The 21,188-nt window shown below is 35.4% G+C and carries 17 protein-coding genes, 1 tRNA gene and 1 riboswitch; of the genes, 8 read left to right on the top strand and 10 right to left on the bottom strand.

Annotated elements, in window-relative coordinates:
- Window positions 1-158: 158 nt before the first annotated feature.
- From argS to Q0K80_RS07095, 4 genes are all read right to left on the bottom strand, one after another.
- Window positions 159-1,844 (bottom strand): arginine--tRNA ligase, encoded by a 1,686-nt coding sequence (gene argS / locus Q0K80_RS07110; RefSeq protein ID WP_294604781.1) that lies wholly within the window; start codon window positions 1,842-1,844, stop codon window positions 159-161.
- 258 nt (window positions 1,845-2,102) lie between these two features.
- Complete coding sequence (locus Q0K80_RS07105; RefSeq protein ID WP_294604778.1) at window positions 2,103-2,750, bottom strand: L,D-transpeptidase; 648 nt, start codon at window positions 2,748-2,750, stop codon at window positions 2,103-2,105.
- A 45-nt stretch (window positions 2,751-2,795) separates the two neighbouring features.
- Window positions 2,796-3,644: an NAD(P)H-hydrate dehydratase gene (locus tag Q0K80_RS07100; RefSeq protein ID WP_294604775.1), complete on the bottom strand. Its 849-nt coding sequence runs from the start codon at window positions 3,642-3,644 to the stop codon at window positions 2,796-2,798.
- 2 nt (window positions 3,645-3,646) lie between these two features.
- Window positions 3,647-4,927, bottom strand: coding sequence for a serine hydrolase (locus tag Q0K80_RS07095; RefSeq protein WP_294604773.1), 1,281 nt, complete (start codon window positions 4,925-4,927; stop codon window positions 3,647-3,649).
- Between the two features lie 100 nt (window positions 4,928-5,027).
- On the opposite strand from Q0K80_RS07095, the gene Q0K80_RS07090 reads away from it, so the two are divergent.
- The 3 genes from Q0K80_RS07090 to Q0K80_RS07080 all read left to right on the top strand — a co-directional run bounded on the left by Q0K80_RS07090 (window position 5,028) and on the right by Q0K80_RS07080 (window position 6,985).
- Window positions 5,028-5,111, top strand: a tRNA-Leu gene (locus Q0K80_RS07090).
- Window positions 5,112-5,440: 329 nt separating this feature from the next.
- Entirely contained in the window at window positions 5,441-5,665 is a 225-nt protein-coding gene (locus Q0K80_RS07085; protein ID WP_046332364.1) for a PspC domain-containing protein, read from the top strand.
- 204 nt (window positions 5,666-5,869) lie between these two features.
- Entirely contained in the window at window positions 5,870-6,985 is a 1,116-nt protein-coding gene (locus Q0K80_RS07080; protein WP_294604764.1) for a pyridoxal phosphate-dependent aminotransferase, read from the top strand.
- 218 nt (window positions 6,986-7,203) lie between these two features.
- Here Q0K80_RS07080 and Q0K80_RS07075 read toward each other — a convergent pair whose 3' ends face one another.
- Together Q0K80_RS07075 and leuS are read right to left on the bottom strand one after the other, a co-directional pair.
- Complete coding sequence (locus tag Q0K80_RS07075) at window positions 7,204-8,847, bottom strand: polysaccharide biosynthesis protein (RefSeq protein ID WP_294604761.1); 1,644 nt, start codon at window positions 8,845-8,847, stop codon at window positions 7,204-7,206.
- 95 nt (window positions 8,848-8,942) lie between these two features.
- Window positions 8,943-11,357 carry a leucine--tRNA ligase gene (gene leuS, locus Q0K80_RS07070; RefSeq protein WP_294604759.1) on the bottom strand — a complete coding sequence of 805 codons (2,415 nt, stop codon included), beginning with the start codon at window positions 11,355-11,357 and terminating at the stop codon, window positions 8,943-8,945.
- Window positions 11,358-11,641: 284 nt separating this feature from the next.
- On the opposite strand from leuS, the gene Q0K80_RS07065 reads away from it, so the two are divergent.
- Window positions 11,642-12,304: a phosphatase PAP2 family protein gene (locus Q0K80_RS07065; RefSeq protein ID WP_294604757.1), complete on the top strand. Its 663-nt coding sequence runs from the start codon at window positions 11,642-11,644 to the stop codon at window positions 12,302-12,304.
- A gap of 58 nt (window positions 12,305-12,362) precedes the next feature.
- Here Q0K80_RS07065 and Q0K80_RS07060 read toward each other — a convergent pair whose 3' ends face one another.
- Window positions 12,363-12,851: a cupin domain-containing protein gene (locus Q0K80_RS07060; RefSeq protein WP_294604755.1), complete on the bottom strand. Its 489-nt coding sequence runs from the start codon at window positions 12,849-12,851 to the stop codon at window positions 12,363-12,365.
- Window positions 12,852-13,181: 330 nt separating this feature from the next.
- On the opposite strand from Q0K80_RS07060, the gene Q0K80_RS07055 reads away from it, so the two are divergent.
- The 4 genes from Q0K80_RS07055 (at window position 13,182) to Q0K80_RS07040 (ending at window position 17,369) form a co-directional block, all read left to right on the top strand.
- Window positions 13,182-14,375: a hypothetical protein gene (locus Q0K80_RS07055; protein WP_294604752.1), complete on the top strand. Its 1,194-nt coding sequence runs from the start codon at window positions 13,182-13,184 to the stop codon at window positions 14,373-14,375.
- Window positions 14,376-14,441: 66 nt separating this feature from the next.
- Window positions 14,442-15,632: a hypothetical protein gene (locus Q0K80_RS07050; RefSeq protein WP_294604750.1), complete on the top strand. Its 1,191-nt coding sequence runs from the start codon at window positions 14,442-14,444 to the stop codon at window positions 15,630-15,632.
- Complete coding sequence (locus tag Q0K80_RS07045; RefSeq protein ID WP_294604748.1) at window positions 15,629-16,240, top strand: ABC transporter ATP-binding protein; 612 nt, start codon at window positions 15,629-15,631, stop codon at window positions 16,238-16,240. Before Q0K80_RS07050 ends, Q0K80_RS07045 begins: the two co-directional genes overlap by 4 nt.
- A gap of 4 nt (window positions 16,241-16,244) precedes the next feature.
- The gene (locus tag Q0K80_RS07040) at window positions 16,245-17,369 is read left to right on the top strand and encodes a hypothetical protein (protein WP_294604745.1); all 1,125 of its coding nucleotides are present in this window, start codon (window positions 16,245-16,247) and stop codon (window positions 17,367-17,369) included.
- 53 nt (window positions 17,370-17,422) lie between these two features.
- Here the strand turns inward: Q0K80_RS07040 and Q0K80_RS07035 are convergent, their stop codons facing one another.
- From Q0K80_RS07035 to metK, 3 genes are all read right to left on the bottom strand, one after another.
- On the bottom strand, window positions 17,423-18,169 hold the full coding sequence (locus tag Q0K80_RS07035; RefSeq protein WP_294604743.1) for a tyrosine-protein phosphatase: 747 nt from the start codon (window positions 18,167-18,169) through the stop codon (window positions 17,423-17,425).
- 132 nt (window positions 18,170-18,301) lie between these two features.
- Entirely contained in the window at window positions 18,302-19,756 is a 1,455-nt protein-coding gene (locus Q0K80_RS07030; RefSeq protein ID WP_294604740.1) for an MDR family MFS transporter, read from the bottom strand.
- A 29-nt stretch (window positions 19,757-19,785) separates the two neighbouring features.
- Window positions 19,786-20,985 (bottom strand): methionine adenosyltransferase, encoded by a 1,200-nt coding sequence (gene metK / locus Q0K80_RS07025; RefSeq protein WP_294604737.1) that lies wholly within the window; start codon window positions 20,983-20,985, stop codon window positions 19,786-19,788.
- Window positions 20,983-21,063: riboswitch (SMK box riboswitch) on the bottom strand. It overlaps the preceding gene by 3 nt.
- Window positions 21,064-21,188 lie beyond the last annotated feature (125 nt).

Below are 21,188 nucleotides of genomic sequence, written 5' to 3'. Positions count from 1 at the left end.
CTGCATAATGGTTTTTACGAGCATCTTTAAAGATTTGGTTACCATTATCTAAATATGCCATTAAATATACCTCCTAATAAACTTACAGTCATATTGTATCGTATTAATTAAGTATTGAACAATCTTTTATTTGATGAAAACGTTATTTTTGAAAATTTTTACATTTCTTTAGGAGCATTAACACCTAATAGGCGCAAAGCTTCGGTTAAAACAATTGAGGTTGCTTGAACCAGAGCTAACCGTGCGCTTATTTGATTATCATCAACTAAAACCATGACATTAGCATAATATTTATTAAACTTCTTGGCTAAATCAAGTGCATATTTAGCAATAATTGACGGTTCAAACTTAGCACTGCTGCGAGCAATGATACGAGGGAAATCGGCCAAAGATTTGGCAACTCCAAAAGACCAGTTATCATCTATCTTAATATTAGAAAGATCGGGTTTATGACTTTGCTCAGCAGCCTTGCGCAAAACGCTTTGGGCACGCGCATTTGTGTATTGCACGTAAGGACCAGTGTCTCCTTCAAAACGGACAACTTCATCAAGATCAAAGTCAAAGTTTTCAGTGCGCTCGTTTTTCAAATCGTGAAAAATTACTGCACCAACTCCAACATCATGAGCGACCTGGTCTTTATTAGCTAAATCAGGATTCTTTTGCTCAATTTGCTTTTGTGCCAAATTAACAGCATCCTGTAAAACCTGATCAAGGAAAACAACATTCCCTTTTCTAGTAGAAAGCTTTTTACCATTTTGAGTAATTAAACCAAAAGGAACATGATAAATTTCGTCAGCCCAATCATATCCCATTTTCTTCAGAACTGTTTTCAGCTCCACAAAATGCTGTGACTGTTCATTACCAACAACATAAAGCATTTTGACAAAATGATATGTGTTTTGACGATATATGGCTGCTGCCAAATCGCGAGTTAAGTAAATACTAGTACCATCGGACTTAACAATCAAAGCTGGATTTTCATCTTTACCCATGTCAACGACCTGTGCACCGCGAGATTCATGCAAAAGCCCTTTCTCTTTCAATTCATCAATAACCGGCTGCATTTTGTCATTAAAGAAAGCTTCGCCTTTATATGAATCAAAAGTGACTCCGAGTTCTTTATAAATGCGATTAAAATCAGCTAAAGATACGTCACGGAACCATTGCCATAATTTAACTGCTTCTGGATCGCCCCCTTCTAATTTTTTAAACCACGCACGTCCTTCATCATCCAGTTCCGGATGTTTTTCAGCCTCTTTGTGAAATTTTACGTAGTATTTAAATAAATTCATGATGGGGTCTTTTTTCACATCTTCTTCAACGCCCCAATGCTTATAAGCAGCAATTAATTTACCAAATTGGGTGCCATAGTCACCTAAATAATTAATTTTGATAGGTGAATACCCCACCTTTTCCAAAGTCTTAGCGATTGAATTACCAATCACAGTTGACCTTAAATGACCCATAGACATTGGCTTGGCAATATTAGGGCTAGACATATCAATTGGGACGTTACCCTCTCCTAACTTTTGATCCCCAAAGTGCTCTTTCTGCTGCAAAATTTCAGCAAGAGTTTGTGAGATTAATCTGCCATGATCTATTGAAAAGTTAACGTATGGACCTACAGCTTTGATAGATGCAAAATCAGTGCTCTTTAGCTCACTTGCAATATTTTGTGCAATAACTGCAGGATTTTTGTGTTCCACTTTTGCCAAAGCAAAGGCTGGAAATGCATAGTCACCCATGTTTTCATTTTTGGGCCTTTCAATTAACGAATTGATTTTCTCTTTGGAAAGGTCAACCTGTCCAGCAACTAACTCGACAACCTTGTCTTTAAAATCCATTTTTCCCTCCTAAATGCCAAAAAAAGTCTCTCCTTCACTAACATGAAGAAGAGACGAGTATAACCCGCGGTACCACTCTTTTTGATACAAAGTATCCGCTTATTAAATTTTCTATTTGGTTGGTTAGACACGCCTTCAGTCATTTTTCCAGCCTGACTCTCATCAATCTCAAGCTCGCTATATTGGAAAAAATGCCTACTACTTCTAACTACTTTCATCAAATGATTATAACAGTAAATAATGTCTGCGCCAAATTTTTTAGTTATTTTTGATAATTACTTTTGTTCCGGCAGGAATGTTTTCAACTAGCCAGCGAGAATCAGGGACACTTAACCTAATACAACCGTGAGAAGCAGGCTTAACTCCCAACTTTTCAGCCTCTTTAATGTTGTATTTGCCATTACTTTTTGTAGGAACCGAATGAAAAAGATAAACATTTTCTTTATCCCAACTAGTCCAGTTATTAGCGCCCTCATTTAATTCAGGATTATAAAAAGAATCACCACGATCATACTTTATTTTATAGGTTCCAGTCGGTGTTAATGACTTATTCTTTTTAAAAAGTCCCGCGCTTGATAACATGGTATATATTCTTTTATTACCACGTAAAATATAAACACGGTTACCTTTAAGCGACACTCTAATTTTTAAATTGTTTTCAGAGTGCTTTATTTTAGGATAAGGCTTAGTTTCACTCGCTTTTTTCCAATTGAAAGGAGAACGCAAGTCTTTAGGGTCTTGATAAGGACGGTAAGATGCAGCAGTTTTTATAACCACTGTTTTCTTGGCATCCTTAGTTTTATTATCCATTTTGGGCTGAGTAGGCATGAAAACCCGCGCAAGACTGATAGCGCATATTAGAATAATACAAAAAGCAGTTAGAACTTTTAACAGACTCTTTTTCATATAATAACTTTTCTCCAAATCATATTTTGTATTTCAACGGAAAATCTATCCTTTATCAGCATATTGTTTCATTAACTGAGGTAGTATTGCACTTATTTTAGTTGGGCGCACCACGTAATCCATTTTAGCAATCTTATCTCCAGCTAAGGAATGAAGATAAACTGCCGCCAGCACTGAATCTAGCTTGCCACCAAACTGTGCTGTAAAGCCACCTATAATCCCTGCTAATGTATCTCCCATCCCACCAGTTGCCATACCAGGATTGCCGACTGGATTTACCAAAATTTCTTCTTTACTAGTATAAATATGAGTATGATTTGATTTTAAAACCAAAATAACATTTTGAATAGGAAAAATCTTTTTTAAAGCACTTAAATTAGCACTATCAGTTTGATAAGGAATTCTAATTTGACTTAAACGCTGCCATTCCATTTGATGAGGCGTTATAACAATCAAGCCAACATTGGTCGGAATCAGCTTAGGGTCTTGTCCAATCAGGTCCAAAGCATTTGCATCCAAAACTAGTGTTTGACTTGGGGAAACATTCTGACAAAGAGTAAACATCATTTGATGAGCAAAAGAATTAGTTCCTAATCCTGGTCCGCAAACAATAACATCCATTTTAGTGATTAAATTTAATAAGTTCCGATCACGCCAATCAATAAACATCACTTCAGGATCACGAGCATGTAGTGCATTCAAGTTAACAGCATGGGTAGCAACTGAAATAAGGCCCGCACCACTATTAAGTGCAGCCTCAGCGACCATGATGATTGCACCACCATAATTTTCATTGCCCCCAATTAGTAGGATTCTGCCATAATTACCCTTATGTGAATTACTGGGTCGTTTTTTAATTACTTTTGTCAAAATCTTTTCAGTTATTTCAGACATTATTAACCTCCAAACAGCCAACGCCAAAATCGAATTAAAAAGTTAACTTTATTAGTTGATTGTAATGCCTGAGCTGGTAAAAGTAAGCCATTAGGCTGTTGCAGCGAAATAATTTTATTTTTACCGGCTTTAAAGTAATAATAATTAATTCTTTGCCCCTCTTTAATGGGAGCTTCAACAACTTTTGCCATTAAACCCACTTTAAATTTTGGACCATTTTGTGGTACCCAAATCAGACTCTTATTCTTCATACCAATATTTATTTGTCTGGCTTCTCCGTTATGAACTTCTACATTAGTGTGACCTATAATTACCTCATTACGTTGAAAAACTAGGGGCTGATAGTTCTGATAGACATAGTCAAGTAGCTTGCCAGTCTGAATAAAACGCGCTGGGTCTATATTGGTTAAATGTTTTGCTCCCATTATCACCGTGATGATTCTGCCGCCTTGATGGCGTGCAGTTGCAATGAAGCAAGCACCAGCAGCATCTGTTGTTCCCGTCTTTAATCCATCAATCTTAAAGCGTTTATGGTACTGCGGCATTCCTTTTAACATCCAGTTAAAATTGCTCATTGGTATAGCCATTTTTTGGTCAATAAAATTCATTTTAGCAATGTTAGTAGTTTTGAGCACTTCCGGAAAATCTTGAATCAAATGCTGCCCTATGATTGCCATCTCTTTAGCCGACAACATATTTTCGGCATTTTTATCTGCATCTGGATAGCCATCGTTACCCACACTCTTATTAGGTAAACCGCAAGTCGTATATATTTGATCGCTCTTAATACCCCATTTATTTAGTTGTTGCCTCATTTGTTTGACAAAAGCTACTTGTGAACCACTAACTGCCTGTGCTAACATCATTGCGGCTCCATTAGCCGATTCAATTAATGTTGCCTGATACAACTGCCGGATCGTATAGGTATGTTTCATACGCAACGGAACGTTGGAATATTCTCTGTTACTTGCAACAGCAAAAATCTGCTGAGTTGGCGTTACCTTAGTATCCCAGTTTATTTTATTTTGATCAATCGCCTTTAGTGTCAAATAGACGGTCACCAATTTAGTCATCGAAGCTATAGGTAATTGCTTATTAATGTTTTTACCATACAGCAACTGTCCTGTTTTACTGTCTATAGCAATTGCCGCCTTGGCATCAATGTTGACTTCATTTTTATTATAGTTATCAGGTAACTTTGGGGCGGCTTTTACATCCACAGGAACCACTAAAATTAATAAACTGATAAAAATTAAAATGATTGCTTTAGCTTTCTTTTTCAAGTACAAATCACCCTTTCCTGATTTTTTTTAATTATTTTACGTTTTATGATTACATTTTACCAAATTTTTGGTATGATTATTACTGTGCTAAAAATAATAAGCCCCGATGGCGGAATTGGCAGACGCGCAGCGTTCAGGTCGCTGTTTAGGTAACTAAGTGAAAGTTCGAATCTTTTTCGGGGCATTTGTGTAGTAAGAGCTAATCTCTAGGGATTAGCTCTTTTGCTGTTTTACTATTTTTGTGATGCACAATTAATGCAAGCAGAAACTTCAAAGACCCTGTCTCCCGCTGAATTATCTGACCTTAATGATGACAATGAGATAATCCTCATATGTTGCAAACAATAATATATTTTTTAAAATTTTTTGTGTGGCGTGCCTTGAAACTGATTTTTTCATTTATTGAAATATTGAAATTTTAAATTGTAACTAGTATTTTTATAATAAAAAATATTTTAATGTGTACTTTAATGATTATTTTGTATTAAAATTAATACAAAAGGAGGCACAGTCATGCAAAAACGATTAACAAAATCCAAGGATAAAGTTATATCCGGCGTATTTGGCGGTGTTGCAGAATATTTTGGTTGGGATAAAGCGTGGACCAGAATTGGTGGTGCAGCATTAATACTATGTACAACCTTTCCGGGACTGCTTTTATATATTATTGCTGCTATTGTAATGCCTGAAAAAAATCGTCATGATGATACTCTTGATGGTGAATTTCACAAGCCTTAAGCTGATTATAAAAATATAAATTGAATTTCAACACGTTATTTAAATCTATAAAAACTAAATTAATGTGAGATTAGCTAAAAATCCAAGTATATATGGGTAAAACTGCTCAATTATACTTGGATTTATTTTTTAGTTAAGTTGACCTTTTTTTAATTAAAGAATATGATTTATACAATAATTTACTTAAAGAAAGGTTAGCGTATTATGAGCTTAGACGTTAATATACTTCCATCTGATTACATTGATTTGTCTATTGGAGATTTTCGTTCTGGAATAAACAAAAGAATAATTGATAAATTGGTAAAAAGAGTTAAGAATGCTGGAAATGGATATACTCCAGGTTTGGGACTGCCTAAACTGAGAGAAAAAATTGTGTCATACTACAGTGAGACCTACGGTATCAAGGATATTGACATCAATAATATTCAAATAACCGTTTCGTGTCTGCACGGTGCTTTTTTATCATTAAAATCACTCATCAATACTAAATCCGATGAAATTATTGTTGTTGCTCCTTTTTTCCCTTCATATTTAAATTTAATTGCGGGAGTGGGCGCAACTCCAGTAATTGTTAAATCAGAAGCGCCCACTTTTGCACTGCCAATTGAGCAAATAAAAAAAGCCGTAAATGCAAATACTAAGGCCATTATTATTAATTATCCTAACAATCCTACTGGAGCCAGTTTGTCACAAACGGACCGGGAATTCTTGAATAATCTCTGTGAAGAGAAAAATATCTTTGTGATTGACGATCATGTTTACAGCGATTATCCCTGTAAATATCAATACCAGCCAATTTCAACTGATATTTCCCATCAAATTTTAGTAAGCAGCTTTTCCAAAAGTTTTGCCATACCAGGAATACGTCTTGGCTATGTCATTGCACCAGCTAATATTATTGAGCGGGAGGGCTTTTATAATGAAGGAATCACTTTCAGTGCCCCGACTATTAGTCAATTCATCGGGGAAATAATTTTGGAAGAACCAGAGAAATATACCCACCATATCGCAAAAATTAAACAGACTGGTGCAGAATTAACCAGACTTTTTGCTACGAGTAAGTATTTTCCTTACTCCTCATACATGGGTGGCTTATACATGTTTATTGAAGTACCAGAGACCATCAAGGATATTGACTTATACTATAAATTACTAGAAAAATACTTTCATGTAATTGTAGCTAAGGGAAGTGATTTCCAATATTCAGACAGATACTTCAGAATTTCCCTATCAACAGAAAAAGAAATTTTATTAAAAGGCGTGCAAAAAATCATTGATTGTGTAGATTACACCTTGAATTATAATAAACAGAAGGCATAAAATTACAATTTTAATTACTTTGAACAAATAAATTCAAGATTGGTATATTAAAAAGCAGCTCATCAATTGCTAGATAGAACTTTAGCAATTGATGAGCTTTTTTATTTTACCTAATTTTTTACTTGCACCTCATAATTAATCTTAAATCGTTTAGTTAAATAAAATAAAAATGATACCGAAAGAATATCGGTATCAAATTTAATTATATTGGGTTTTGTTTATGCACGAATGTGCAGTTTTTCCAATATTGGAATGATTTTGTTTCCTAAAATTTTCTGTGCTAAATTAGACTTGATAGCCGCAAAGCCATAAAAAAAGCAACCCACAACTACCGCGACAAAAACAATGACAAGTGACTGTAAACTGCTTGCAGGATTTAAGAACAACTCCAGTCCTTTTTCTACTGCCAAAACCAGCAAAAACATAATAACTGAAAAAGCGGTAATGCCGATAAAGCGTCGTCTTGTGCGATCCTGATTGAAGTTGTAATTAATCTTAAGGTGTTCTATTGCCATAAAGATAATGACAAGCATTCCTAAATTAGTTGCAATTAATGTGCCAAATATTTTAAATACATAAATCATGGGATATTGCATTAAAACCTTAACAATTAACCCTAATACTAAATATTTAATTGCAAGTCCATTTTCAGACAGGCCTTGTAAAATAGCCATCAATACCGTAAATAAGCCCAAACTGATAGCTGTAAAGGAAGAAAGGTAAAGTACATTTGATCCCAGTTTGTCATAACCGTAAAAGATTGTATAGATGGGTGTAGAAATAGCTGCCATGCCAAAAGAAGCAGGAATCATGACAAATAAGAATAAATCTAAAGTATTGCCAATTTGGTCAGAAATTGCACGAAAATCATGCTTAGTGTGAGCTGCAGACAATAGCGGAATTGTCGTCACAGCCATAGCACTTGCTAAAGATACAATGATCATTATCAACTTATTGGCATTAAGCGCAAATAACGCATACCAAGTTTCAATTGTATTATTAGTTGCACTAACCAAACTCGAGATAATGGGGTGAAAGCTATATTGATCTACCAGATAAAAAAGTTGAATACCTGCATCAATGATAATAAAAGGAATTGCCTGGGCAATTATTTCAGCAAAAAGAGCAGAAGTTGAAACCTGGATTTCATTATTGGAATTTTCAACCAACTCGTTAAGCTTATTACGTCTAGACAGCAAAAACCACGTTAAAATAGCTATGCCAAAAACCGCTCCAATCGCAGCAGCCAAATTTGATTGCACCACTGCATCTACAAAATTACCATGCTGTACTTGCATAATAATATAAGCAGTTAATAACATCCAGATTACTCGTGCTAACTGTTCTACAAACTGAGACATTGCTGATGGCATCATGTCCTCGTAGCCCTGAAAGTATCCCCTCATAATACTTAATACAGGGATAATTAAGATGGCATAGGACAGGCTCCTCATTACCCTTACCTGTCTCGGATCAATTTGTGAACCATTAGAAGCTAAAAAAGGTGAAGCAAAATACATCACTGCTGCAGAAATAATTCCCAAAAATACCATTAGTATTAAGCCGCGATGAAAAAGTTTACGACCAACTCCGTATTCATTAAGTGCATTATATTTTGCCACCTGTTTAGCAACAGCACCAGGAATACCAGCAGTGGATATTAAAATAAAAATACTATATATGTTGTAACTTCTGGCAGTTAATGCATTGGCAATATTACCATAGGGCGACATCCAATAAAACCACGGAATAATATAGAGAGCACCCAAAATACGTGATGTAATAGAGCCGAAAGTCATCCACGCACTGCCCTTAATAAAGGTATTTTGTGTATTTTGTTCAGATAAATTATTTTCTTTCATTAAAGTTCCCTAAATCTAGTCTACTAACTATATTATTGTGAATGAAAATGGACAATTAACAACAAATATACTTTGCACTTTAGGAAAAATTAACTTTATTTAGCTACAATATTGACAATCTTATTCGGTACAACGATGACTTTTTTAATATCTTTGCCTTCTAAAAATTTCTGTACGTGAGGAAGGGCCAGTGCTTGTTTTTGAGCTTCGTCTTTATCCATGTCAACAGCGGCCTTAAAATTGCTACGCAATTTGCCATTCACCTGCACCATGATTTCGACTGTTGATTCAACTAGTTTGGCTGAATCATAAGTTGGCCATTTTGCAAAAGTTACGGATTGCTCATGACCAAAGATTTGCCAGATTTCTTCCATCATGTGAGGAGCAATTGGGGCCAAAAGCGTAATGAAGCCTTCAGCATATTTTCTTGGAATCGTTTTTGCTTTTTGCGCAGCATTAACAAAGACCATTAATTGAGAAATTGCAGTATTGAAATGTAAATCATCAAAATCTTCAGTTACTTTTTTAACAGTTTCGTTATAAACTTTATCTAAAGTACCATCATTTTCATCCACAATATTTTCTTGTGGTATGGCTTTAAGATCCAGATCATTAACCAACAGACGCCAAACTCTGTCTAAAAACTTCTTGGTTGAAGCAGGACCATTATCATCCCAATCAATAGATGCATCTAGTGGACCCATGAACATTTCATACATTCTAAGACTGTCTGCACCATATTCATCAATCACATCATCAGGATTAACTACATTGCCTTTGGACTTGGACATTTTATCATGATCTTTCAGGATTAATCCTTGATTGAATAATCTTTGGAATGGTTCTTCATTAGGAATAACACCTAAATCATACAGAACCATATTCCAAAATCTGGCATAAAGCAGGTGCCGGACAGCATGTTCAGCGCCACCAATATAAAGATCAACTGGCATCCATTTCTTTAGCATTTCGTAATCAGCCAACTTATTGTCATTATGCGGATCAACAAAGCGTAAGAAATACCATGATGAACCTGCCCAATTAGGCATGGTATTAGTTTCTCTCTTACCTTTCCGACCATTTTTGTCAACTACATTTACCCAATCTTGCAAGTTTACCAATGGACTTTCAGGTGTACCTGACGGCTTAATGTCGGTTGCGTGAGGTAAAACAAGAGGTAATTCATCTTCCGGAACCAATGTAGTTTCTCCATCTTCCCAGTGAATTACTGGAATTGGCTCACCCCAATAACGCTGACGACTAAATTCCCAGTCACGTAATTTGTAATTAACCTTTTTCTCTCCAGCGTGGTGTTCAGTAAGCCAACCAACAATTTTATCCTTTGCTTCAGCATTATTGAGCCCATTTAGAAACTCAGAATCTATGTGAGGACCATCACCAGTATATGCTTCTTGTGCAACATCTCCGCCCTTAATAACTGGTTTAATAGGCAAATTGAATTTCCGGGCGAACTCATAATCACGGGTGTCGTGAGCTGGGACAGCCATTACGGCACCAGTACCATAACTGCCAAGAACATAATCAGCAATCCAAATAGGAATTTCTTTGTTGTTTACAGGGTTAATGGCATAAGCGCCCGTAAAAACTCCAGTTTTGGTTTTATTTAAATCTGTTCTTTCAAGGTCGGACTTAGATTCAATTTGCTTAATATAGGCGTTAACTTCATCTTTTTGACCGTCGGTCATTATTTTCTGGACTAATTTATTTTCAGGGGCTAAAACAGCATAGGTTGCACCAAATAAAGTATCTGGACGGGTACTAAAGACATCAAAAGTCTCATTAGAATTTTTGACCTTAAAAGTAATTTGTGCACCTACTGAACGACCAATCCAGTTACGTTGCATTTCTTTAATATTTTCTGGCCAGTCAAGATTATCCAAGCCAGCTAAAAGACGATCTGCATATTTAGTTATTCTCAGCATCCATTGCTTCATGTTGCGCCGATAGATAGGATAGCCGCCGCGTTCAGTCTTACCATCAACAATATCTTCGTTGGCAACAACTGTACCTAAATCTGGTGACCAGTTAACCGGTGCTTCTGCTTCATAGGCCAAACCATTTTTATACATTTGCTCAAATGTCCATTGGGTCCACTTGTAGTATTTAGGATCACAGGTTGCAAGCTCCCTGTTCCAGTCATATGAGAACCCCAGAGTATTGAGCTGCCGTTTGAAATTGGCAATATTTTCAGTAGTAACAACTGCCGGGTCTTGTCCAGTTTGGAGAGCATACTGTTCAGTCGGAAGGCCAAAAGCATCCCAACCCATTGGGTGCAGTACATTATACCCCTGACTCCGTTTCATCCTTGCAATGATATCTGTTGCTGTGTACCCCTCAGGGTGTCCTACGTGAAGTCCTTTACCCGATGGAAAAGGAAACATATCTAAAACATAATAATTTTTCTTTTTGGGATCGTTACCTGTTTTGAAAGTTTGATTTTTTTCCCAGTAATCCTGCCATTTTTTTTCAACAACTTTGTGATTGTACATATTTTTACCTCATAAAAAAAGTCCTATGAAATTCTTTCATAGGACGAATAATCGCGGTACCACCTAAGTTCCACGCCCAAAGCGCGACACTTCTTGCTCCTTAACGCGGATAGCAAACGTTAGAATTGTTCCAGGCTCAGTTCACAATCTTATTTTCAAGTCTTGCACCTTCCGACTCTTCTCTATAGAAAACAAAAACTGCTACTAATTCCTGATCTTTATTTTTTGACCAATAATGATTATAATTTACCACAAATGCAAAAAAAAACAAGGGGAGAAAATTTTTGAACAAAACGATACAAACAAAGAGAGACACGATAATACCTGCGACCATATTTTTGATTTTGTACGCGATCTGGGCAATTTTAGTTGCTTCTGAAAATCAATTTATTCACAATTTTGACCAAACAATGATTAATATTATCTGCAATAACAATCCTGCTGCAATCAAATTTGCGACAACTTTTACTAATTTAGGCAATACTAATGTTATCCTAATTGAGACTATAATTCTGGTAATTATTTTAGCTCTTTGCAAAAAATTCGCGTGTGCGGTTTTTACTGCTGGAACTATGATAGGTGCTAACGGCTATAACTGGATCATCAAGCATGCAATTGCAAGGCACAGACCATATACTGAACATCTCGTTGCAGCTCATGGTTACAGTTTTCCCTCAGGTCACTCTGTTGGCAGTGCTGCTTTATTTGGAATTTTAATTGTTCTAACAATTTTACTAATCAAAAATAAGGCTGTTAAAACTGTCTTATGTCTTGTCTGGGCTTGTTTTCCAATACTAATTGGCTATACCCGAATTTTCAGTCATGTCCACTATCCTTCCGATGTAGTTGGCAGTTTTTTAGAAGGAATTGCATTTATCTTAATTGGATACTCTTTTCTTTATCATTATTATTTAGAAAGCCAAAGAGTACAAAGTAATTTATACTAAGTAAAAAGGATTCAAACCGATTTAAAAGTTTTGAATCTTTTTTTATGTCAAAATTATATTAATCCAGCGCTAATCGCTCAATGACCTTTTTGTAAGCAGGATATTGTTTGAGTAAATCTCCTTTTTTAAGCAGTTCAAAGTCGTGATAATCAAATCCAGGCGAAACTACACAGCTCACTAAACAAAAACTATCTGGTTTTACGACTTCTGATGCAAAAATGGTATTCTTCGGAACTCTAAATTGCATTCTTTCACCTGCAGAAACATTTTTGCCTAATTTAATAGCTGAATATTTACCATCTGGAGTAATACAATGAATAGTAATCGCTTCTCCATCATGGTAATACCACATTTCATCATGATTCAAGCGGTGAAAGTGGGAGCAGCTTGTGTCATTAAGTAAAAAATAGATGGAAGTATAATAAAAGCGCTTTGCTTTACTATCTTCATCATAAAACTGCTTATCACTCGCATAAACTTGCCTGAACCAGCCCCCTTCTTGGTGAGGTTCAAGATTTAATGCTTTGATATAATCGTCACGTTTCATTTTTTCTCCTTAACAAAAATACAAATTATATATACAAATTTAACGCATTTTTGCTTTAAAGTCAGCTAGTAATTTTTTAGATAGAAGTTAAGAACTTATAAAAATTTAAGCTTAATTGATTAAATTAATCTTGCAATAGCAAAGATTATATGAACTTTTTATTGCAAAAAAAGAAAAAATATTATATTATCAAGTAATTAAATGTTGACACTTAAAAGGTACTGTGTTAGTGCCGTGACATTAATTTTAGTATTAAAGTCATAAAAAACTGCTAGATCAATAATTTTAATCTAGCAGTTTTTTTAAACCTAGATTAAGAGGTGACCAAAAATGCCGTACATGAAGTTAAAAGTTAAGCAAATGCTCAAAAGTAAATTTACCTGGATCAGTCTGATAGCTATTCTAGTAGGTTGCCTCTCTTTTTGGACAAAGAATTATTATGCTAGCAAGTCTGACAGTATGGAACTTAGTACTGCAAAAGCTAATGTAGCTATTCAAAAGAAAAACGTCATATATTTTCAAAAAGAACTCAAACAGAAAAAATTAGATGAGGACAATAAGAAGCAAATAAGAAAAAGTCTAAAGAGTTCCCAATCAGATATAGCTGAAAAACAAAAACTCATTAAGGCCCTCCAGTCCAAAGATTGGCAAAAAGCCTATCCGATTATGATTAAAGGAGCCAAATTTTGGCTTGCTGATGCTAAGAAAAATGGCTCAGATAGTGAAACCGTTGCTATAAGTAAACGTGATTTATTGGAACTGCAAACATTAGCCAAAGAACATTTACCAAAAGAACAGACTATTAATCCAGTAAAAGGCAGTTTCTTTCTTATTTTTGTTATGGAACAATTCTTACCTATACTTGTAGTCCTAGCCGTTATTTTTGTTCTGGTAAAAATATTTGCAAGTGATTACTTTGATCGTATGAGGTTAGGCAATTTATTACCTCAAAATAGATTGGTATTAAGCGAATTTTCTACTGGTTCTTTAATGGGTTTCTGTTATTTTCTCGTTACCTTCTTGTTGATTTTTTTGATACCTAGTCTTTTTGCCGGAACTGGCAATTTTAACTATCCAATTGCGGGCATGAACCCTGTGACTAAAGAATATATTTTTATTCCAATGCATCAACTCTTGTTGCCAATTTTAATGTTAGAATTGTTAAGTTTTATCTTTATCTCAGGCATGGTGTTATTTTTCGTTCAGTTTTTTAAGAATCCTATTATTGCGTTACTTTTTTCTGTACTGGTATTGGTTGGAGGTATGGTTATCCCACAATACATAGTAGTTGAACGGAGTTTTGCTCAGTTCATTCCGATGAGCTACTTCTTTGCTTTACAACCAGTGAATGGCATGTTTGGTATCAGTAATTCCTATGTCATCGCAGATGAAACGAAATTGGTAACTTATCCGCAAGTAAATTTTACTAACGGTGTAATTGTTTTACTAGTAGGAATATTAATTCTTTTGCTTCTAAATTACTTTGTCGCCGAAAAAGCACAAAAAGGAATAAAAACAAGTTAACTTTATCAATATTATCTTAAAACGTCTAAACTATCTTTTTAATTTTTATATAAAGAGGTGAGAAAAATGCCATATTTTAAGTTACAAATCAAACAGGTGCTCAAAAGTAAATTTACCTGGATTAGCCTTTTAGCCATTTTACTTGGATGTTTTTATTTTTGGATAAAAAACTACAATTCTCGCTATATTAATCCGCGCATAATAGAAGCTAAAGAAAATATAGCTCTGGAAAAGAAAAATGTCAGATATTATCAAAAACAGTTACAAAAAGCTAATTTGACCAAAACAACTCGCAGTCAAATTGAACTGGATCTGGCTGAAAATAAGTCATCCATGAAAGAATTTAAGACCTTAATTAAGGCGATTCAAACAAATAAGTGGCACAAGGCTTATCAAATCATAATAAAGCAAGAAAAATACAATCTTGCTGATGCAAAACGTAATAATGTCAGTAAAGATAATATACTGGCAATTGAAAGTAATATTCAAAAATTACAGTATCTGGCACGAAATAACTTACCAGAAGAAAATGAACATTATTCTGTTAAAGGTGGCTTTTTTATATTAGAAATGATGCAGGAAGTCTTACCCCCTTTAGCAGTTTTAGCCATAATTTTTATTCTGATCAAGTTATATTCGTCCGGTTTTTATGAACGGATGCGTCTAGAAAATCTTTTACCACAAAAAAATCATTTGCTAATTGAATTTGGCACTGGTTCATTAATTGGATTCGGTTATTTCTTAGCAGCATTTCTATTGCTTTTTATTATTCCAAGTATATTTTTTGGTACTGGCAACTTTAAATATCCGATGATGGGCATAGACGCAGTAGCTAAACGGAATATCTTCATTCCAATGTATCAGTTGTTTTGCCCTACTTTAATTTTAGAATTATTTAACTTTATGTTCATTGCGAGTGTGGTTTTGCTTTTTGTACAAGTATTTAAAAACCGTCTGTTGGCATTATTCATTTCCACTCTAATATTAGTTGGTGGTATGGTTCTCCCACAATACGTAGTAGCAGCGAAAAATTTTGCCCAATTCATCCCCATGAACTACTTTTTCTCCTTACAACCAGTAGATGGTATGTTTGGCATCAGTAATGCATATGTCTTTGCTGTTGAAACCAAATTAGTTACTTATCCGCAAGTTAGTTTTACTACTGGCATGCTAGTTTTAGCCCTAGGAATTATTATCCTGTTATTTTTAAACTACCTCACCGCTCAAAAAGCTCAGAAAGGAAGGAAAACAAAATGATTGAAATTAAAGATTTAACCCTTACATTACGTGAACCCATACTCAAAAATGCCAATTTTAACTTTCAAAATGGCAAAATATATATGCTTCATGCACTTAATGGCACTGGTAAAACAAGTGTCCTCAGAACTATGGTCAGCTTACTGGCACCAAGTTCAGGCCGAGTCTTGTTTGACGGTAAGCCTTTCGCTAACGTCAAGAGCCAGGTTTTTTACCTGGAAACTTCTGACTGGTTTGACAAAAATCTTTCGGGGTTTGATTATATGCAATTTGTTAAAAACGAGTGGCATTCAAACCAGGATCTACAAGATATAATAAACCGCTGGAAAATGAATAATTACATCAAAACTGCAATTAGAAAATATTCATTGGGTATGAAGCAAAAATTGGTGGTTGCCCTTTATGAGTTAAGCGATGCCCAGTACTTACTAATGGATGAAATTAACAATGGCCTGGACAGTGACAGCCGTCAGATTCTGTATCAAGAATTGGTCAATTTAGCAAAGCAAAACAAGCTTATTATTATGGCTTCTCATTATCAAGAAGAAGTAACAGGAATTGTTGATGATACTTTGACATTAAAGCACCACCAATTAGTTCGAGGATAGAGCTATGGCCTATTTCGAATTACAATTTAAAAAAGTATTTAAAAATACTTTGACATGGCTAATTTTAAGTATAGTGCTAATATGTGCAGGGTTTATTCTAGGCTATAATGCTTTAAAAGGTGATCAAACAACAATCCGTTACCAAATAAATCAAGATTTAAGCAAGCAGAAACAGTCCCAAGCTAATTTGCCCACGGTTAAAAATCAAAATAGAAACGAACGGCAGATATTAAAAGCCCTAGGTAATGAAAATTGGGATCATGCGTATGAACTGATGATTCGTCAAAATAACAGGCAAGCAGCGCAAGTCAAAATTGGTGGAGCTGATCTCAGACAAGAAATTAAGCAGAAAAATGCCCGTCTGCATGCTCTAAAAAAAGCAAATTTACCAGAACAAAATGAACAGCATCCTAAACAGGGTTGGTTATTCCTATTTAAACTTTCAGAAGGCTTTTTGCCTGCAATGATCATCGTTATGCTTTGTTTTATTTTAAGTAATATATTCGCATCAAAGTATGTTGATCATTTAAATCGTGCCGTATTGTTACCAAACAAGCACAATGCAATCCTTGATATCATTTTAGGATTACTAATTGCTTTTTCACTAACTCTTTTCATCTGTGTTTTAATCTGGGGACTTTGCAGTCTACTTTTCGGTAGTGGCTCACTTTCCTATCCAATTCAAGGAGTTATTTTGTCAGGTAGTTTCAAAAGCACTTATCAACCACTTTCTGTTTGGCTAAAGCCTGCGCTTGTTTTATCTATCTTGGTGTGCATTTTCATCGTGATTTTGTTACTTCTTTTAGCACAGATTACCCGTAATCAGTTAAGTTGTCTTTTTTTAGCACTATTCATACTGTTAGGTGGTGCAATTTTACCATTTATTTTACAATCAACTTCTGGTATTGGTGGAATGGCCAAAACTGCACTTGTGCAATACATACCAATGATTTACCTGCTTTCAACTCAGGTGACAAATGGAAACTTAGCAACCAAATTTAACAACCCACAGCTTAATTTTGCTTTTGGCTGTATAGTTCTTATAGTCTCAATTGTCATTCTCACAATCCTCAACTTTTTATGGCCATGGTTTTCAAAACAAATGACAAAATTGACTAAAGGTAATTGAATAAGTTAGAGCAAAAGAGTCTGGGAGAAATATTTTCCCAGACTCTTTTGCTTTTATTCTAAATAAATTTGTCTCATTTTAGTCTTAAAATCAAGCGGCAGATCCAAGCCCTTGATCAAGTAGTTGTCAAAATCACCATAATTTTGCTTAATAGCTCTAAAATATCTTTCTAAATAGGATTTTTGCACAGTTAAAGCTACAGCTACATCTTGTAATTGGGAACTGGTTAATTGGTCTCTCAAGTAATCCAAAATTTCTTGATTTTCTTGTTTTCTAGCCGAAATTGTTTTTAAATAGTCTGCAAAAATTTGGTCATCACTCACGCCCAAGCTTTTCAAAATCAAAGCCGCTGCCACACCCGTACGATCTTTACCGGCAAAGCAGTGAAAGGCAGTCGGAACAGGATCATTAATTAATGTCATCAAAAATTGATGATAACCCTTTTGTGCTGATTTTTGGAGTGCTAATTCTTCATAGGTGGTAAGCATATCCTCTTCAGATTGATTGTTACCAGAAATAATTTCATCTACACTTGCCTGATTAACTTGAGCGTCTTTTAAAACATCAATTACAACATAATCTAATCCTGACCACAAGTAATCCGGAAATTGCTTTCTTTCTTCCTCGCCCCTGAAATCAAAAACTCTCCTAATTTGATATTTATTCTGTACCTGTTCTTTTTGGTAGGTGCTTAGATTATATAGTTGGCCACACCTAAATAAAAGTCCATCTTTGACTTTTCTTCCATCTGCGCCAACATTTCCACCCAAGGAACGCCAATTTGTAATTTCCCTTGTCATTTTACTGCTCCCGTTAAATTTTGTTTTAATAGTTTTTATTATAATTTTTAAGAAAAAATATTTCTACTAAGGAAGATATTTTTAAACAAAAAACCGCTGGAATATTCAGCGGTATTATTAAAATTTGTACTATTAATCATTACTATCTGCTTTTTTATAAATACAGTTAAAAATAACGGAGATAATAATTGCAGCAAGAGAAACGAAGTAAACACCTTTTAAGGCGCTAAACAGCACTTGTCTTAATTGGGGTACTAAATTTGCAGCCAGCTCTTGCGCCTTAGCTGACGAAACAATTTTATTCATCATACCTTGTGTCAAGTTTGGATGTTTAGCAAGTTGGTTCGCCACAATGGTGTTAAAAGTAATACCAAAAATTGAAACCATCATGGTTTGACCTAAATATCTCATTAAGGTGTTAAAAGAAGTGGCTACGCCAATATTTTCTTTAGAAACTAAAACTTGTGAGCGCACCTGTGAAGCAGTTAAAACTCCGCCGAAGGAAAAGCCATTTAAGGTAGCAATCACACAGAATACCCAAAACGGAGTATGAATAGGGACAATTAGCAACATACTATCCGCCACTAACAACACTGCTAATAAACCAAAGAAAGTTTTCTTAACACCCCAACGGCTCAACATCCCGCCAATTAAAAATGATCCTACGACCCACATTACAGAACTTGGAGTCACCGCAAAACCGGCGATTGTAGCAGATGTACCATTAATACCCTGCATCCAAGTTGGAATATAAAACTCGAAGCCAATAACAACGCCGGCAATTAACAATGTAATCATATTTACAGCTAGAAACTCTCTGCCCTTTAGCATTGAGAGTGGCATTATTGGGTCCTCTGCCTGCTTTTCTTCATGATAGAATATAACGGCACTGACAACAATTAAAGCGACTAGAGTGGCTAAAATCAGTGGCTTGATTGTTCCAAGATCTTGTAATGTGAACATCAGAGTCAAAAGTAAAACTACTAACCAAAATGTTCCCTTAATATCAAGTTTTGATTTTTTCTTATTTTTGGGTTCCTTTAGGAAAAAGATAATTAATAGTAATGCAATGATCCCAATTGGTACATTAATATAAAAAACCCAGTGCCATGAAAGGTTTTGCACAATAAAGCCACCCAGTAATGGGGCAATAACTGAAGCTACACCCCAAAAGCCTGAATTAAGGCCTAACATCTTCGTTCTTTTTTCAATACTATATAAATCAGCAATGATTGTCATAGCTACTGGCTGAACTGCTCCGGAACCCAATCCTTGAATAACCCGGAATAAAATCAGTTCAACCATATTTTGAGCTTGCCCGCAAAGTGCAGACCCAATTACAAATAACGCTATTCCAAATAGAAAAATTGGTTTACGTCCAATGCTGTCTGCTAATTTGCCATATAAAGGAGTCGATACAGCTGTCATAAACAAAAATATTGAAACAACCCAATTCATAATTTCCAATCCATTTAGATCAGAAACAATTGTCGGCATTGCAGTAGAAACGATCGTACCCTCAATAGCAGTCATAAATGTGGTCATAAAAATCGCAATCATTACTACTCGTACATTTGTTTTCTTCAAAATTACAACTCCCTTACTTATGAAAAAAATTACTCATTTTCGTTAACAAAGTCTAACAAGTCTCGAACTTTATCGGTTTTTTCCCATGGTAAATCAATATCTGTCCGGCCAAAATGACCATAAGCTGCCGTTTGTTCGTAAATTGGCCGTCTAAGATCCAGCATTTTAATGATACCGGCTGGACGTAAATCAAAAATTTTACGGACAGCTTTTGTCAATAAGTCATCGCTGACTTTTCCTGTTCCTGCCGTATCGATCATAATTGAAACAGGATGAGCAACACCAATTGCATAAGCTAATTGAACTTCACAACGCTCAGCTAGGCCTGCAGCAACTATATTTTTAGCTACATATCTTGCAGCATAGCTGGCACTACGATCAACTTTTGTTGGATCTTTGCCTGAAAATGCACCGCCACCGTGACGAGCGTAGCCACCATAAGTATCAACAATAATTTTACGGCCAGTTAAACCTGAATCGCCTTTAGGTCCACCAATAACAAAGCGACCCGACGGATTAATCAAAAACTTGGTCTTTTCATCTAAATATTTAGCAGGTATGACCTTTTTGATAGCCAAATCAATCATAGCCTGACGAATTTCCTGGTTAGAAACTTTATCATCGGTTTGAGTAGAAATAACCACTGTATCAACCCGCTTAGGCTTCTGCTTTTCATCATACTCAACCGTTACCTGAGCCTTAGCATCAGGCCTAAGCCATGTTAGAGTACCATCTTTACGGAGTTTTGCAACTTGCCGCATTAAGCGGTGAGCCAATGAAATTGGTAAAGGCATTAATTCAGGCGTTTCGTTGATTGCAAAGCCAAACATCAAGCCTTGATCACCTGCACCAATTTGATCCAGCTGATCATCATCAGATTGATTTTCACGTGTTTCAAGCGAATGGTCAACACCTTGAGCTATATCCGGTGATTGTTCATCAATATCAATTAAGACAGCACAATTATTGCCATCAAATCCAAGTTCAGGTTTATCATAACCAATTCTCAAAACAGTCTTGCGAACAATGCTTTGAATGTCAACATATGCAGTTGTAGAAATTTCGCCAAAAACATAGACGATTCCAGTATTGACAATAGTCTCACAAGCAACATGAGCTTGCGGATCCTTGGCAATAATAGCATCCAAAATTGCATCAGAAATCTGATCAGCAACTTTATCAGGATGACCTTCAGAAACTGATTCTGAAGTAAATAAACGTTTTTCCATAATAGTCCCCCTATAGACAATAGCTATTCGGTTACAAGGCATCTCCATTAAAGGATCCTCTCAGGACTTGAACCGATTTTTTACTTTTCGTTCTATGTTTTTATATATTATATTGATAATAAAAAAGGCTACCGCAGGTTCGGTAGCCATAGAACGATGGAGGATACAGGGCTCGAACCTGTGACCTCCTGCTTGTAAGGCAG

This window comes from uncultured Lactobacillus sp. (genome assembly GCF_945290125.1).
GTDB lineage: Bacteria > Bacillota > Bacilli > Lactobacillales > Lactobacillaceae > Lactobacillus > Lactobacillus rizhaonensis.
The sequence above is the reverse complement of the archived record's forward strand: the minus strand, read 5'-3'. Positions and strand labels throughout refer to the sequence as shown.

Coding starts and splice junctions, on each gene's coding strand:
- Q0K80_RS07060 (WP_294604755.1), bottom strand. CDS start 12,851: ATGAAACGTGACGATTATATCAAAGCATTAAATCTTGAACCTCACCAA.
- Q0K80_RS07075 (WP_294604761.1), bottom strand. CDS start 8,847: ATGAAAGAAAATAATTTATCTGAACAAAATACACAAAATACCTTTATT.
- Q0K80_RS07105 (WP_294604778.1), bottom strand. CDS start 2,750: ATGAAAAAGAGTCTGTTAAAAGTTCTAACTGCTTTTTGTATTATTCTA.
- argS (WP_294604781.1), bottom strand. CDS start 1,844: ATGGATTTTAAAGACAAGGTTGTCGAGTTAGTTGCTGGACAGGTTGAC.
- Q0K80_RS07100 (WP_294604775.1), bottom strand. CDS start 3,644: ATGTCTGAAATAACTGAAAAGATTTTGACAAAAGTAATTAAAAAACGA.
- Q0K80_RS07080 (WP_294604764.1), top strand. CDS start 5,870: ATGAGCTTAGACGTTAATATACTTCCATCTGATTACATTGATTTGTCT.
- Q0K80_RS07045 (WP_294604748.1), top strand. CDS start 15,629: ATGATTGAAATTAAAGATTTAACCCTTACATTACGTGAACCCATACTC.
- leuS (WP_294604759.1), bottom strand. CDS start 11,357: ATGTACAATCACAAAGTTGTTGAAAAAAAATGGCAGGATTACTGGGAA.
- Q0K80_RS07085 (WP_046332364.1), top strand. CDS start 5,441: ATGCAAAAACGATTAACAAAATCCAAGGATAAAGTTATATCCGGCGTA.
- Q0K80_RS07050 (WP_294604750.1), top strand. CDS start 14,442: ATGCCATATTTTAAGTTACAAATCAAACAGGTGCTCAAAAGTAAATTT.
- metK (WP_294604737.1), bottom strand. CDS start 20,985: ATGGAAAAACGTTTATTTACTTCAGAATCAGTTTCTGAAGGTCATCCT.
- Q0K80_RS07055 (WP_294604752.1), top strand. CDS start 13,182: ATGCCGTACATGAAGTTAAAAGTTAAGCAAATGCTCAAAAGTAAATTT.
- Q0K80_RS07040 (WP_294604745.1), top strand. CDS start 16,245: ATGGCCTATTTCGAATTACAATTTAAAAAAGTATTTAAAAATACTTTG.
- Q0K80_RS07035 (WP_294604743.1), bottom strand. CDS start 18,169: ATGACAAGGGAAATTACAAATTGGCGTTCCTTGGGTGGAAATGTTGGC.